The organism is Methylobrevis pamukkalensis (genome assembly GCF_001720135.1).
Lineage (GTDB): Bacteria > Pseudomonadota > Alphaproteobacteria > Rhizobiales > Pleomorphomonadaceae > Methylobrevis > Methylobrevis pamukkalensis.
Window position 1 is genome coordinate 20,627 of record NZ_MCRJ01000028.1, and the last position, 14,953, is coordinate 35,579.

Sequence of the window (14,953 nt, forward strand, 5' to 3'; positions counted from 1 at the left end):
CACATGACCGACATCCATCCGACTGCGATCGTCGCCGACGGCGCCACCCTCGGCGAGGGCGTCACCATCGGCCCTTTCTGTACGGTCGGGAAGGACGTCGTTCTCGGCGACGGCGTGGTGCTGCAGTCCCACGTGGTGATCGACGGCCGCACCACGGTCGGGCCGCGCACCCGCTTCTTTCCCTTCGCCGTCGCGGCGTGCCGCCGCAGGATCTGAAATACCGCGGCGAGCCGAGCCGGCTGGTGATCGGCGCCGACACGGTGATCCGCGAGCACGCGACGCTGCATCTCGGCACCGAGGGCGGCCACATGGAGACGCGGGTCGGCGATCGCTGCCTGCTGATGGTCGGTGTCCACATCGCCCATGACTGCATCGTCGGCAACAACGTCATCCTCGCCAACAACGCCACGCTCGCCGGCCACGTGACCGTCGGCGACCACGTGATTCTCGGCGGCCTCAGCGCGGTCCACCAGTGGGCGCGGATCGGCGACCACGCCTTTGTCGGCGGCATGAGCGGCGTTGCCCATGATCTCATTCCCTTCGGCATGCTGGTCGGCAACCGCGGCCGGCTCGGCGGTCTCAACCTGGTCGGCCTGCGCCGCGCCGGCTACCCGCGCGAGCAGATCCATGCCCTGCGCGCCGCCTATCGCGCGCTCTTCTCCGGTGCCGGCAGCCTGGCCACGCGCACCGATGACCTCGAGGCCCGCTTCGGCGGATCGCCGCTGGTGGACCGGCTGGTGACCTTCCTGCGCGCCGGCGGCGACCGCGAGATCAGCACGCCGGAGTCGATCGAGGCGGACGGCGAATGAGCGCCGGGCCGCAGGCCCCCGCTCCGGCCGGCAGCGGTCCTGCAAGTTCGAAGCCTCTGGGCATCGTCGCCGGCGGCGGCCTGCTGCCGCTGTCCGTGGCGGCGGGTGCCACGGCCGCCGGCCGTCAGGTGGTCATCTTCGGCATCGACGGCGAGGTCGATCCCGGCTATCGCGGCTTCCCGCATCACTCCGTCCGCTGGGGCGAGATCGGCCGGCTGTTCGACCTCATCCGCCGCGAGGGCGTGGAGGAGATCGTCATCGCCGGCTCGGTGTCCCGGCCGGACTTCTCGTCGATCCGGCTCGATTTCGGCGCCATCGTCAACCTGCCGCGCATCCTCGCGATGATGATCGGCGGCGACGACACAGTGCTGCAGCGGGTCGTCCGCTTCTTCGAGGATCGCGGCCTGCGGGTCGTCGGCGCTCAGGACGTTGCGCCGGACCTCGTGGCCTCCGTCGGCACTCTCGGCCGTCACGCTCCCCAGCGCCGCCATGACGGCGACATCGCCTGCGCCTTCGAGGCGGTCGACCTTCTCGGCCGGCTCGACATCGGCCAGGCGGCGGTGGCCGTCGGCGGCCGCGTCGTCGGGGTCGAGGGCGTCGAGGGCACCGACATGCTGATCGCCCGCATCGCCGAACTGCGCCGGATCGGCCGCCTGCGCTGGAAGGACCGCGACGGCGTGCTGGTCAAGGCGGCCAAGGTGCAGCAGGACATGCGCGTCGACATGCCGACCATCGGCCCGGCAACGGTTGCGGCCGCCGCCGCCGCGGGTCTTGCCGGCATCGCCGTCGAGGCCGGCCGCGTGCTGGTGCTCGACCGCCGCGCCACGATCGCCGCCGCGGATGAGACCGGCATCTATCTCGTCGGCCGGCAGCGCGGGGCTGCGGCGTGACCGCGCCGCTGAAGGTCTTCGTCGTCGTCGGCGAGGAATCCGGCGACCAGCTCGGCGCCGGGCTGGTGGCCGGACTGCGGCGGAGATTGGGGGAGGGCGGTGTCGTCTTCTCCGGCCTTGCCGGCCACCGCATGATCGGCCTCGGGCTTTCGAGCCTCTTCCCGCTCGCCGACATCTCCGTCATGGGAATTTCCGCCGTGCTCGCCCGGCTGCCGACGATCGTCCGCCGGGTGCACCAGACGGTGGATGCCGCGCTGGCCGCCGAACCGGACGTGGTGGTCATCATCGACAGCCCGGATTTCACCCACGCGGTGGCGCGGCGCATCCGAAAGAAGCGGCCGCAGATCCCGGTCGTCGACTATGTCAGTCCCAGCGTCTGGGCGTGGCGCCCGGGCCGGGCCCGCAAGATGACCGCCTATGTGGATCACCTGCTGGCGATCCTGCCCTTCGAGCCGGAGGTCCATCGCCGGCTCGGTGGCCCACCCTGCACCTATGTCGGCCATCCGCTCGCCGAGCGTCTCGACCTTGCCCGCACCGAAGCGCTGGGCGAAACGCCCGCGGACGAGCGCCCGGTGCTGGTGGTGCTGCCCGGCAGCCGCCGCAGCGAGGTCAGCCGGCTGATGGCGCCCTTTGCCGAGACGCTGTCCGAACTGGCCGCCCGTGGCCACGAGTTCCGGGCTGTCCTGCCTGCGGTCGGGCATCTGGAGCACGAGATCCGCGCCGCGGTCGCCACCTGGCCGGTGCAGCCGGAGATCATGGTCGGCGAGGCCGCGAAATTCGCCGCCTTCCGCAGCGCCCGTGCGGCGCTGGCCGCCTCGGGCACGGTCACGCTCGAACTGGCCCTGTCGGGCGTGCCGATGATCGTCACCTACAAGCTCGACTGGTTCTACCGCCGCTTCCGCGACCTCACGCGGATCTTTCCGCGCCTCGCCTACGTCCACTCGATGGTGCTGACCAACATCATCCTCGGCGAGAACATCGTGCCCGAATTCCTGGAAGACGGCGTGACCGGCCCCAATCTCGCCGATCACGTCGCGCCGCTGCTCGATCTCTCCGATCCCGCCCGCCGCCGCCAGGTGGAAGCCTTCGGAAGGCTGCGCGCGGCCATGGCGCTGCCGGAGGGCCGGCATCCCAGCGATCTCGCCGCCGAGGTCGTCATCGACGTTGCCCGCCGCGGCAGGCCGCATGCCGGCGCCTGATCGAGCAATCTCCTGATGAAACAGAAAAGGCGCGCGGATCGCTCCGCACGCCTTCCGGATGCCTGCCTGCACGCGGTCTCAGCCGCGCGCGTTGACCGGAATGTATTCGCGCTGCGGCGAGCCGATGTAGAGCTGGCGCGGGCGGCCGATGCGCTGGCCCGGATCCTCGATCATTTCCTTCCACTGGGCGATCCAGCCGACCGTGCGGGCGACCGCGAACAGCACCGTGAACATCGACTTCGGGAAGCCGAGGGCGCGCAGGGTGATGCCGGAGTAGAAGTCGATGTTCGGATAGAGCTTGCGCTCGATGAAATACTCGTCCGACAGCGCGATCTTTTCGAGTTCCAGCGCGACCTGCAGCAGCGGATCGTTGGACATGCCGAGCTGGCCGAGCACCTCGTGGGTGGTCTGCTGCATGATCCGGGCGCGGGGATCGTAGTTCTTGTAGACCCGGTGGCCGAAGCCCATCAGGCGGAACGGATCGTTCTTGTCCTTGGCGCGGGCGACGAACTCCGGAATGCGATCCGGCGTGCCGATCTCCTGCAGCATGTTGAGCGCCGCCTCGTTGGCGCCGCCATGGGCGGGGCCCCAGAGGCAGGCGATGCCGGCCGCGATGCAGGCGAACGGGTTGGCGCCCGAGGAGCCGGCCAGACGCACCGTGGAGGTCGAGGCGTTCTGCTCGTGGTCGGCATGGAGGATGAAGATCCGGTCCATCGCCTTGGCGTAGATCGGGTTCGGCTTGTATTCCTCGCAGGGAACGCTGAAGCACATCTTCAGGAAATTCGCCGAGAAGTCGAGCGCATTGTCCGGATAGACGAAGGGCTGGCCGACCGAATACTTGTAGGCCATCGCCGCGATCGTCGGCATCTTTGCGATCATGCGCAGCGAGGCGACCATCCGCTGGTAGGGATCGGAGATGTCGGTCGAGTCGTGGTAGAAGGCCGAGAGCGCGCCGACGACGCCGACCATGACCGCCATCGGATGGGCGTCACGGCGGAAGCCGGAGAAGAAGCGGTTCATCTGCTCGTGCAGCATGGTGTGCCGCGTCACCCGGTAGTCGAAATCCGCCTTTTCGGCCGCCGTCGGCAGTTCGCCGTAGAGCAGGAGATAGCAGGTCTCGAGGAAGTCGCCGTTCTCGGCGAGCTGGTCGATCGGGTAGCCGCGATAGAGCAGGATGCCCTTGTCGCCGTCGATGTAGGTGATCTGGGATTCGCAGGACGCCGTCGAGGTGAAGCCCGGATCGTAGGTGAAATGCCCGGTCTGGCCGTAGAGCTTCGAAATGTCGATGACGCTCGGTCCGATCGTTCCCGTCTTCACCGGCAGCGAACTGGCCGCATCGCCGATGCTGAGGGAGGCTGGGGTTTCGCTCATGGATCGAACCTCCTTGAATGGATCTGTCCAGGAAGCGCGTAAGACCGGAAAATGGCCTGGGGCCGAGGGATACGCGCCGGGGGAAGGAACGCAGGGATCCTGCGGAGCCTTGCTGACTGCGTATCGGAAAATGTGCACTGCGGCAAGCCGCGCGCGGCGCTCTCGCGCCTGCACGGAAGGCGCGGCGCGGCGCAACTGTTGCGCCGCACCTGCGAGGAGAATCCGTCGCCTCTCCGGCCCGAGCATAAGCCTGTCCGGCCGGCCGCCCGGTCGCCCGCTGCATCGCCGGGACCGGGCGCTGCCGGGAGGTGTCGCGGCTCAGGCGGCGTCGCGCAGCCGGCCGATGGTCTCGTCGCGGCCAAGCACGGCGAGCACGTCGAAGATGCCCGGCGAGGTGGTCCGGCCGGTCAGCGCGGCGCGCAGCGGCTGCGCCACCTTGCCGAGCTTCAGGCCCTCGGCCTCGGCATAGGCCCGCACCACCGCCTCGGTGGAGGCGGCCGACCAGTCGTCGACCACGGCCAGCTTCTCGGCAAGATCGCCCACCGCCTTGCGGCCGTTGGCGTCGAGCAGCAGCGCCGCCTTCTCGTCGATCGGCAGCGGCCGGTCGGCAAACAGGTAACCGGCGGCATCGACGAGTTCGACCAGCGTCTTCGCCCGTTCCTTGAGGCCCGGCAGGGCCGCAAGCAGCTTGGCGCGCATGGTGTCGTCCAGCTTGGCGGCGATCGCCGCGCCGTCGGGCAGGTCCGGCAGCAGGCGTTCGATGTGTGCCAGCAACTCGGCGTCGGGCGTCACCCGCATGTAGTGGCCGTTGAGATTTTCCAGCTTGGCGAAGTCGAAGCGCGAGGGCGAGCGGCCGATGCCGGAGAGCTCGAACAGCGCGATCATCTCCTCGGTGGACAGCACCTCGGAATCGCCATGCGCCCAGCCGAGGCGGACGAGATAGTTGCGCAGCGCCGCCGGCAGGTAGCCCATCGCCCGGTAGGCCTCGACGCCGAGCGCGCCGTGACGCTTGGAGAGCTTGGCGCCGTCCGCGCCGTGGATCAGCGGAATGTGCGACATCACCGGGAAGGCCCAGCCCATCGCATCGTAGATGATCTTCTGGCGCGCGGCGTTGGTGAGGTGGTCGTCGCCGCGGATCACGTGGGTCACGCCCATGTCGTGGTCGTCCACCACCACCGCATGCATGTAGGTCGGATTGGCGTCCGAGCGCAGGATGATGAAGTCGTCGAGGTCCTTGTTCGGGAACGCGACGCGGCCCTGCACCTGGTCGTCGATGATGGTCTCGCCGTCCTGCGGCGCCTTGATCCGGATCGCCGGCTTCACGCCCTCGGGCGCCAGCGAAGGATCGCGGTCGCGCCAGGTGCCGTCATAGCGCGGCGGACGGCCCTCGGCGCGCGCCTTCTCGCGCATCGCCTCCAGCTCGGCCGGCGTGCAGTAGCAGAGATAGGCCTTGCCGGCCGCCACCAGATCGCGGGCGACCTGCCGATGGCGCTCCGCCCGCTCGAACTGCGAGATCGGCTCGCCGTCCCAGTCGAGGCCGAGCCAGGTCAGGCCGTCGATGATCGCGGCAACGGCCGCGTCGGTCGAGCGCTCGCGGTCGGTGTCCTCGATGCGCAGCAGCATCCGGCCGCCCTTCGACTTCGCGTAGAGCCAGTTGAAGAGAGCGGTGCGGGCGCCGCCGATGTGAAGAAATCCGGTCGGGGAGGGCGCAAATCGCGTGACGACGGCGTCGGACATGGGCAAAACTCGTGTGGGATGCAGTGATGGCCGCCGGCCACCCCGGGTCGAGAGCCTGGGGCATGCGGGCGGGTCGCGGGCGTCGGGTTGCGGTGATCTAGCATGGTCGCAGGCAGAATCCAAAGGGATGCGCGGTGACGGACCGGGGGCTGGCCGGCCGGCCGCTTTCGGTCCGCGGCGCGGGCCCCGTCGGCGTCCTGCAGTGGCTCGGCCGGGCCGTGCCGCGCGGGCTGGCCGGCCTTCGCCGCGGCCTCGCCGAGGACATCACCGCAGGACGCGGCTTCCTGTGGCTGCCGGTTGCGCTCGGCGGCGGCATCGCCCTCTATTTCCTCCTCCCCTTCGAGCCGCCGCCCGCCACCTTCGTGGCCGCCGGCCTCGTGACCGTGGCGGCGAGCCTCGTCGCACGCTGGCGTCACGCCTTCGCCGCGCTGCTGCTGGCCATGGCCTGCGGCGGCGTCTGTCTCGCCGCCGCTCACACCCGCATCGGCGCTCACCCGATGATCCTCACCGAGCGGACCGCCACGGTGACCGCCTTCGTCGAGCGCGCCGAGGCGCGGCGCGGCGGCCTGACCCGCCTTGTGCTGCGGCCGATCGCGATCAGCCGGACACGGCCGGAAGACCTCCCGGCGCGGCTGACCGTCTCGGTGCGCGCCTCCGAGACGAGCCTTGCGCCGGGCGCAGCGGTGGAACTGCTCGCCCGGCTGGCGCCGCCGTCCGCACCCGTGGTGCCGGGCGGCTACGACTTTGCGCGCAAGGCCTATTTCGACGGGATCGGCGGCACCGGCTTTGCCCTCGGTCCGGTGCGCGCGCTGGCCGTCACGCCGCCGCTGCCGGCCGACATGACGCCCGTCGTCGCCCTGGAGGCCTTCCGGCAGAGGGTCGGTGAGGGCATCCGCGCGCAACTGCCGGGGGACGCCGGGGCGATCGCCGCCGCCCTGATGGTCGGCGACCGCGGCGCGATCAGCCTTGCGGCCGACGAGGCGATGCGGATCTCCGGCCTCTCCCACGTGCTGTCGATCTCCGGCCTGCACATGAGCCTCGTCACGGCGGTGCTCTACGGCCTCGTCCGGGCGCTGCTGGCGGCGATCCCGCCGCTGGCGCTGCGCCTTCCGGTGAAATCCATCGCCGCCGTGGTCGGGCTGGCGGGCGCCCTCGGCTATCTTGCCGTGTCCGGCATGAGCGTCGCCACCCAGCGTTCGGCGATCATGACCGCCCTGGTGCTGGTCGCGGTCATTCTCGGCCGCTCGGCGATCAACCTGCGGCTCGTCGCCGTCGCTGCCCTGCTGGTGCTGCTGATCGCCCCGGAGGCGGCGCTCGATCCGGGGGCGCAGATGTCGTTTGCCGCCGTCGCGGCGCTGATTTCCGCCTATGAGTGGTTCGCGGCGCGCCTGCGCAGCCAGCAGCAGAAGAGCCCGCAGGGCGGCTTCGTGTCGGAAGGACCGCGCCGGCTCTGGCGCTTCGTCGGCGGCCTGATGCTGACCTCGCTGATCGCCGGCCTCGCCACCGCGCCGATCGCCGCCTGGCATTTCGACAGGGTCTCGCCCCTCGGCCTTGTCGCCAACCTGCTGGCGGTGCCCCTGGTCACCTTTGTGATCATGCCGGCCGCGGTGCTCGCGGGCCTGGCCATGCCCACCGGCCTGGAAGGCCCCGCCCTCGTCGCCATGGGCTGGGGCATCGACGGCATGCTCGCCATCGCCCGCATGGTCAGCGACTGGACCCCGTCCGGCGGCATCGTTCCGCATCCGCCGCTGGAGGCCGTCCTGCTCATGATTGCGGGCGGCACGTGGCTTGCGCTCTGGAACGGCGGGCACCGGCGACTCGGCCTGCTGCCGCTCGCGCTCGGCGTCCTGCTGATGCCGTTCGGACCCCGGCCGGACCTGCTGATCTCGGGCAGCGGCACGGGCGTGCTGATCATCGCCGGGGATGGTGTGCCGCGCCTCGTCGGCCGCGCCTCGTCCTTCGAAGCCTCGACCTGGTTGCGCCATGTCGGCAGTCCGCTGGCGCCCGACGACCGCCGCCTGCGCCAGGGCGTCGCCTGCGATCGCGACGCCTGCATCCTGCGCATGGGGGAGGCGGCACGTCCGCAGACGGCGGCGCAAGGCACCGAGCCGGGCACCGCCGATGCGACAGCCAGCCGCACGCTCTACATCGCCGTCATCCGCCATCCCGCCGCCTTCCGGGAGGAATGCCGCAGGGCCGATCTCGTGGTCACGGGCCTCGACGCACCCCGCTGGTGCCAGGATCACGCCGCGGTCATCGACCGCAGCACCCTGCGCGAGACCGGCGCCAGCACATGGCGGACGGCCGCCGTTGCCGGCGAGCAGGTCCGCCTCGATCTCGTCGCCACCGCCCTGTCGGGCGAAGGCCGGCCGTGGACACCGGCCGGCGCCGTGGAGCGATCCGCCCGCCGGTCAGAGCGGCCGTCCCGGCCGGCCTCTCGCCCGCAGCCCGCCAGTGAAAGCCCGCCGGTCGCGGCTCCTCAGTAGCGGCGCAGCAGCGCGACGAGCTTGCCCTGCACCTGCACCCGGTCCGGCCCGAAGATCCGGGTCTCGTAGGCCGGGTTGGCGGCCTCCAGCGCGATCGAGGCGCCGCGCCGGCGCAGCCGCTTAAGCGTCGCCTCCTCGTCGTCGACGAGCGCGACCACGATGTCGCCGGACTCGGCCGTGTTGCCCTTGCGGATCACCACCGTGTCGCCATCGAGGATGCCGGCTTCGATCATCGAGTCACCGCGAACTTCCAGTGCGAAATGTTCGCCGGCCGAGAGCAGATCGACCGGGATCTGCACCGTGTGCGAATGGGTCTGGATCGCCGAGATCGGCACGCCGGCGGCGATGCGCCCCATCACCGGCACGCCGATGCTGTCGGACTGTTCGATGACCGGGACCGGCGGGGCCGGCGGCCTGGCCTTGCCGCGGTCACCCTCGATGACGTTGGGCGAGAAGCCGCGCGGCCGGCTCGCGAGGCCGGGACCGACCGATTCCGGCAGCTTGATCACCTCCAGCGCCCGCGCCCGGTTGGGCAGGCGGCGAATGAAGCCGCGCTCTTCCAGCGCAGTGATCAGCCGGTGGATGCCGGACTTCGAGCGAAGGTCGAGCGCGTCCTTCATCTCGTCGAAGGACGGGGGCACCCCGGCCTCCTTCAGCCGCTCGTGGATGAACATCAGCAACTCGTGCTGCTTGCGCGTCAGCATTCTGGCCCAGCTCCGCTTGGCGTCGATGCAGACCGGAAAATGCCGGTGCGCACGCCGCTGCCGCCGATCGGAACCGCAGGTTTGCAGCAAGGCCGCAGCGCCGGATCCGATTCGGTACAAATCACGAACAAATTAGCCGTTCTTCCTGTGTTCCGCAAGCTGCCATGCGCCGGAGCGGGCAGCGGCAACAGTGCTGGCGGCACGATCGACGTGTGCAGGTGGTCGTCAACTTGCCGGAGGTGGGGCGACATCTGTGACGCCGGCCCCGCAAGCGAGCATGTCGCGACGATCCACTGCGGCAGGTGAGCGAATCTCAGGTCATCCGCCGCCGGACGCCGTCGGCAAGGCGGTAGCCGACCCCGCGCACCGTCTCGATGACCTCCGGGGCGCCGTTGCCGGGTTCGAGCCTGCGCCGCAGGCGGGCGATTCGGCGGTCGATGGCGCGGTCGAGAGGCTCGTCATCGGAGGCAGGCGCGATGCGCAGCAGTTCGTCGCGGTCGAGCACGATGTCCGGCCGGTCGAGAAAGGCTTTCAGCAAGGCAAACTCGCCCGGGCCGAGGGGGGTCTCCTCGCCGTCCGCGCCGATGAGGCTCTGGGCAGCCAGATCCACGGCGGTGCGCCCCAGCGGCACGATCCGTCCTGGATCGGCGCGCCCGAGCCGCAGGGCGATCGCGCGGATGCGCGCAAGGATCTCGCGCGGGGAGGCGGGTTTCTCGACGAAGTCATCCGCGCCGAGTTCGAGGCCGATGATCCGGTCGGTCGGTGTCGCGCTGCCGGACAGGAACAGGATCGCCGGCTGGACGGCGAGGCCCGGATCGCAGCGCATCCTGTCGGCAAGCACCAGCCCGTCCTCGCGGCCGATGGCCAGATCGAGCACCACCAGGTCCGGCCGGAACGCGGGCAGCAGCGCGAAAAGCTCCGCGCCGCCGGTCGCCGTGCGCACCGCGATCCGGCGCGTCTCCAGGTAGACCGCCAGCGCTTCGGCGAAGTCGGCCTCGTCGTCGACAATCAGCACACGCAACGGCTGGAACATCTCATGACGATCCCTGATCCGAGGCAACAAACCGGCGGCGCGGGACGCTGGCCGGCCTTGGAGCCGGCAGGCGCCGGTGATAGATATCTACTCCATACTACGCGGGCGGGGGCGTTCGCGAGTGGCGGGGCACAAGCGGGCATCATGGAGACGCAGTTCGTCGCCGTCGTCGAGGACGAGGCGGACCTCCGCGAGGCGGTCGTCGACTATCTGGAGGCCAAGGGGCTGGACGTGACCGGCGTGCGCGACGGCCGCGCACTCCGCGATCTCGTCGCCGCCCGGCGGGTCGATCTGGTGATTCTCGATCTGGCGCTCCCCGGCGAGGACGGACTGTCGCTCTGCCGCTGGCTGCGCCGCGAGACCCGGGCCGGCATCATCATGGCGACCGGGTCCTCCCAGCCGATCGACCGGGTGGTCGGGCTCGAGATCGGCGCCGACGACTATGTGGTCAAGCCCTACGATCTGCGCGAACTGCTGGCGCGGGTGCGCAGCGTCCTGCGCCGGGTGGCCCGCGAACCCGAGGCGGCGCCGGCCGCATCCCCTCCTTCCACCACAACACCGGCACCCGCATCCGAGACCGGCCTGAAATTCGGCGGCCTCACCGCCTTCGTCCAGGGGCGCCGGCTGGTCGATGCCGAAGGCGGCGGCGTGGCACTGACAGCCTCGGAATTCGATCTCGTGCGGGTCTTCGCCGAGCGTCCGGGCCGGCCGCTGTCGCGGGCCGCGATCGCCCAGCTGGTTGACGGCCGCGACCTCGACCCCGCCGACCGCTCGATCGACATCCGCATCACCCGCTGCGCCGGAAACTGGAAACGGCGCCGGGCGGCGGGGATCTCATCCGCACCGTGCGCGGCGAGGGCTATCGCTATGACCCGCCCGATCTCTGACGCCGCGGCGCTGTCGCGCCGGCATCGACGTGTGGTGGTGATCGCCGGCGGCCTGCTGGTCGCGCTGTTCGCGGTGCTCATCTGGCGCGAATACCGCGACACGCTCGGCCGCGAACTCGACCTGCGCGCAGGGATGGCGCAGGAGCGGCTCGCGGTCGTCGAGGGCATCGTCAAGGCCGCCGACGTCCATGTCGATGCCATGCGCACGGCGTTCCTCGCCGATCTTGCGAGCCCGGCCGGCACGGCGACCACGCCCGGCCATCTGGCCGCCGATGCGGCAGCCGGCGCGATCTTCGCCACTCCGGAACCCGCGCCCGCCACCGCCCATCGCGGCGGCCTTGTCATGGGGCCGCGCGCAGCCCTCGCGGCACGGCCGGAGGACGATCCGGAACTGATTGCCGCCGAGCGTCTGTTCCCGCTGATGGCCGCCGTGCACGCCACGGAAAATTTCTTCCGATGGAGCTACTATTTCACCGCCCGGAAGGATTTCGTCTTGATCTGGCCCTGGGCATCGGCCGTTTCGATGCTCGGCCCGGAAGAGACGCGGCTGGCGAGCTTCCTCGGCTATTTCGACTACGACGTCTACCGCCTGACCGAGATTGCCGGCAATCCGGCGCGGCGGGCATCGTGGACGCACGTCTATGTGGATGCCGGCGGCGCCGGGCTGATGGTCTCGCACAACGCGCCGGTCGATGTCGACGGCCGCCAGATGGGCATGATCGGCACCGACGTGCTGCTGTCGGTCTTCAGCGAGGCGCTGGCACTGCCCGAATGGGCGAAGGACAGCCTGGTGCTGGTCGACGGCGCCGGCAATGTCGTGGCCGACTCGCGCGGCGTGGCGCGCAACGCCTCGGAGCTGACGCCCGCCGCGAGCCTCGTTGATCTCACCGGCGAGGCCGAGCCGGGCCTGTTCGGCTTTGCACGGGCGGGCGACGCCTTCCGCCTCGATTTTTCCGTCGACGCGCGCCGTGGCGGCTGCACTATTCGGTCCCGGCGTCGGTGGTCGAGGCCCAGGCCTTCGGCGGCGTGCTGCCCTTCATCGCCTTTCTCGCCCTGTTGGTCGCCATGCTGGTGCTCGCCTACATGGCGATCGCCCGGGCCTTCGTGGAACCCGCCATCGCCATGGCCGGTCTGGTCGAGCGGCTGGCAACGACCGGTGATCCCGGCGACCGCGAGGTGTTTCCCGCCGCGTGGCGGCCCTTCGCCGACCGGGTCACCGGTTCGCATCTGGCGCTTCTGGACTCCAATCGCCGGCTGGTCGCCGCCGAGCGCAAGACGCGCGCGGTGATCGAGGTCGCCCTCGATGCGGTGATCACGGTCGACGCCGACTGCCGCGTGGTCGACTTCAATCCGGCGGCCGAACATCTGTTCGCCTACGAGACCGAGGCGGTGCGCGGCCGCGAGATCGGCGACATCATCGTGCCGCCGACGCTGCGCGAGGCGCACCGGGCCGGTGTGGAACGTTACCGCCGCACCGGCATCGCCCATGTGCTCGGCCGGCGCGTGGAACTGGAGGCGATGCGGTCCGACGGGTCGATCATCCCGATCGAACTGCAGATCCACGCGATCGACGGTGTCGAGGGCGTGCGCTACGCCGCCTATGTGCGGGATCTCACCCAGGCGCGGCGCACGGCACGGGAAATCGCCGAGCAGCGCGAAAAGCTGCACCAGGCGGAGAAACTGTCGGCCATGGGCTCGCTGCTCGCCAGCCTCGCCCACGAGCTCAACAATCCGCTCGCCATTGTCGTCGCGCAGGCGACGCTGATCGACGAGATGCCCGAAGACCGGCGCAATCCGGGGCGCATCGCCAAGGTGCGCAGCGCCGCCGAGCGCTGCGGGCGGATCGTGCGCACCTTCCTGTCGATGGTGCGCCAGCAGAAGCCGAGCCGGGCGCAAGTCTCGATCGAGACGGTGGTCGCCAAGGCGATGGAGATCGGCGCCTATGGCGCCCGGTCCGCCGGCATCACGGTGATCCCGCGTCACGGCCCGGACGTCCCGGACGTGGAGGCCGACGAGGACCAGATCACCCAGGTGCTGATCAATCTCGTGCTCAACGCCCAGCAGGCCTTTCCGCCCGACGACCGCGAACGGTGCATCTGGATCGAGACGCGCCGGGCCGACGACGGCGTCCACATCGTGGTCGCCGACAACGGCCCCGGCGTCCCGCCCGACCTGCGGCCGCGGATCTTCGAGGCCTTCTTCACCACCAAGCCGGCCGGGGCGGGCACGGGCATCGGCCTTGCCGTCTGCCGCAACATCGTGGAGGCCCACGGCGGCCGGATCGAGGTCGGCGAACGGCCGGGCGGCGGCGCCCTGTTCCGGATCGTGCTGCCGGTCGGCGCGTCGTCACCGAAAACGGAGGCCGGCGAGGCCATCACCGCGGGGCGTCCGCTGTCGATCCTCGTCGTCGATGATGAGGCCGATGTCGGCGGAACGCTCGCCGAGATCCTCGACCGCGACGGCCACAGAGTGACGCTGGCGGTGGGCCCGGCCGCGGCACTCGATCTGGTCGGCCACGAGCATTTCGACATGGTCTTCTGCGACCTGCACATGCCGGGCGGCGGGGGCACCGCCCTGCACGCGGAACTGACGCTGCGGGCGCCGGATCTTGCCCGGCGCTTCGTCTTCGTCACCGGCGACATGGTCGCCGGCCCGGCCCGGATCGCCCGCGCGCTGGCCGATGCGGCGCCGCCGGTGGTGGCCAAACCCTTCGGCCGCGACGACGTGCGCGCCGCGATCGCCACGGTCTTTGCCGAGGCGGCCGAGTAGGACGGATCCGTCCCTGCCGCTCAGATCACGCCCTGCCGGGCGTGCGCGAGGGTCAGCGTCCGGCCCGCACCCCCGCAAGCGATCTCGATGCCGGCACCATCCGGCGTGCGCACGCTCGCCGCGGCGCGGTCGGCGAGCATGAACTCGACACGCGCCGCGGGCAGGGCGGCCTCGGGACGGACAGGCGCCATCCCGTCGGTCGACGCGTCGGCCTCCGTGCCGGTTGCCTGGGAGATCATCACGGTGGTCGCGCAGCCGCCGTCGCGATCGAGGAAATATCCGATCACCCGCTTGTCCCCCACATTGGCGGAGAAGCCCTGGCCGGGCTGGAACTGACCGATCATGGCGAGGCCGCCGCCGAGGCGGGCGTCGGCGGCGCCGACAATGGCGGACACCGCCGCGGCGCTGCCGAGGACCGCGGTGGCGAGGATGGCGAGATGAGATCTGATCATGTCTGTGAACTCCTTGTGGATCGATAGCCCGCTCGCGCATGCCTTGGCGGGCGGCGTGCCGTTCGTGAAGGGACGGTGCAGCACCGCCGCCATGGCAGGAGTTATCGGCCCGCACTGTTGCCGGATGATCTCGCCGGGGACGGCGTTGTGTATCGATTGTTTCCACGAGAGCGCTTGCGATCCCGCAGCACCCATCGTGCGGTCACCGCGCGTCTGTTTTCTGCACGGTTGATGCACCGCAAGAGAATCAAACCGTTTCAGACTCGTGCGGCGTTCCGTTGCGGCTGCCACCCCGGCGTCGGGCAGTGCAGGCATCCAAAAAGATAAGGTGAACATATCAAATATAGGTACTCTTGCGTAAGCGCCTTGATTCAGCGTCCAGATTCAATGTTTGCATCTGTTTGAGTAAGTTTTTCTTAAGTCCGGACCTGCAAGCTTGCCTTGCATCGGACTACCGACACGTCGCGGCGGCGCATGTCGATGAAATGCCTCTCCCGAGGCGGATCTTCTGCCGCCGAAATTGATCGGACCACCAAGATTCGCGACCGGACGCAGTTCTGTCCGGCGTCAACGACTACACGTGCCTGAAGGTACGTCGGGGCATCGGAGGCTGGGA

General features: G+C 70.2%; 10 protein-coding genes and 1 pseudogene. 6 read left to right on the forward strand and 5 right to left on the reverse strand.

All coding sequences use genetic code 11. From position 1 onward, the window contains the following. Positions 1–3: 3 nt before the first annotated feature. The 3 genes and pseudogenes from lpxA to lpxB all read left to right on the forward strand — a co-directional run bounded on the left by lpxA (position 4) and on the right by lpxB (position 2,898). Positions 4–809, forward strand: a pseudogene (gene lpxA / locus A6302_RS06800) (acyl-ACP--UDP-N-acetylglucosamine O-acyltransferase). Then, positions 806–1,699: an LpxI family protein gene (locus tag A6302_RS06805; protein WP_069306413.1), complete on the forward strand. Its 894-nt coding sequence runs from the start codon at positions 806–808 to the stop codon at positions 1,697–1,699. The pseudogene lpxA and the gene A6302_RS06805 overlap by 4 nt, the downstream one beginning before the upstream one ends. Continuing rightward, complete coding sequence (gene lpxB / locus A6302_RS06810) at positions 1,696–2,898, forward strand: lipid-A-disaccharide synthase (protein WP_069306414.1); 1,203 nt, start codon at positions 1,696–1,698, stop codon at positions 2,896–2,898. Before A6302_RS06805 ends, lpxB begins: the two co-directional genes overlap by 4 nt. Positions 2,899–2,976: 78 nt before the next feature. Here lpxB and gltA read toward each other — a convergent pair whose 3' ends face one another. Beyond that, positions 2,977–4,269: a citrate synthase gene (gene gltA, locus A6302_RS06815; RefSeq protein ID WP_069306415.1), complete on the reverse strand. Its 1,293-nt coding sequence runs from the start codon at positions 4,267–4,269 to the stop codon at positions 2,977–2,979. Between the two features lie 318 nt (positions 4,270–4,587). Then, entirely contained in the window at positions 4,588–6,006 is a 1,419-nt protein-coding gene (gltX, locus tag A6302_RS06820) for a glutamate--tRNA ligase (RefSeq protein WP_069306416.1), read from the reverse strand. A gap of 134 nt (positions 6,007–6,140) precedes the next feature. Between gltX and A6302_RS06825 the strand changes: the two genes are divergently transcribed. Continuing rightward, the gene (locus tag A6302_RS06825; RefSeq protein ID WP_069306417.1) at positions 6,141–8,492 is read left to right on the forward strand and encodes a ComEC/Rec2 family competence protein; all 2,352 of its coding nucleotides are present in this window, start codon (positions 6,141–6,143) and stop codon (positions 8,490–8,492) included. Here A6302_RS06825 and lexA read toward each other — a convergent pair. Both lexA and A6302_RS06835 read right to left on the reverse strand, forming a co-directional pair. Further along, the gene (gene lexA, locus A6302_RS06830; protein ID WP_069306418.1) at positions 8,486–9,196 is read right to left on the reverse strand and encodes a transcriptional repressor LexA; all 711 of its coding nucleotides are present in this window, start codon (positions 9,194–9,196) and stop codon (positions 8,486–8,488) included. The genes A6302_RS06825 and lexA overlap by 7 nt on opposite strands. Positions 9,197–9,509: 313 nt before the next feature. Further along, positions 9,510–10,229 (reverse strand): response regulator, encoded by a 720-nt coding sequence (locus A6302_RS06835; RefSeq protein ID WP_069306419.1) that lies wholly within the window; start codon positions 10,227–10,229, stop codon positions 9,510–9,512. A gap of 144 nt (positions 10,230–10,373) precedes the next feature. On the opposite strand from A6302_RS06835, the gene A6302_RS24255 reads away from it, so the two are divergent. Both A6302_RS24255 and A6302_RS06850 read left to right on the forward strand, forming a co-directional pair. Beyond that, a complete protein-coding gene (locus A6302_RS24255; protein WP_245293956.1) occupies positions 10,374–12,404 on the forward strand; it encodes a response regulator in 2,031 nt (676 codons plus the stop codon). Positions 12,405–12,424: 20 nt separating this feature from the next. Then, the gene (locus tag A6302_RS06850) at positions 12,425–13,885 is read left to right on the forward strand and encodes a hybrid sensor histidine kinase/response regulator (protein WP_245293957.1); all 1,461 of its coding nucleotides are present in this window, start codon (positions 12,425–12,427) and stop codon (positions 13,883–13,885) included. A gap of 20 nt (positions 13,886–13,905) precedes the next feature. Here A6302_RS06850 and A6302_RS06855 read toward each other — a convergent pair whose 3' ends face one another. Next, positions 13,906–14,430 (reverse strand): hypothetical protein, encoded by a 525-nt coding sequence (locus A6302_RS06855; protein ID WP_069306422.1) that lies wholly within the window; start codon positions 14,428–14,430, stop codon positions 13,906–13,908. Positions 14,431–14,953: the final 523 nt, after the last annotated feature.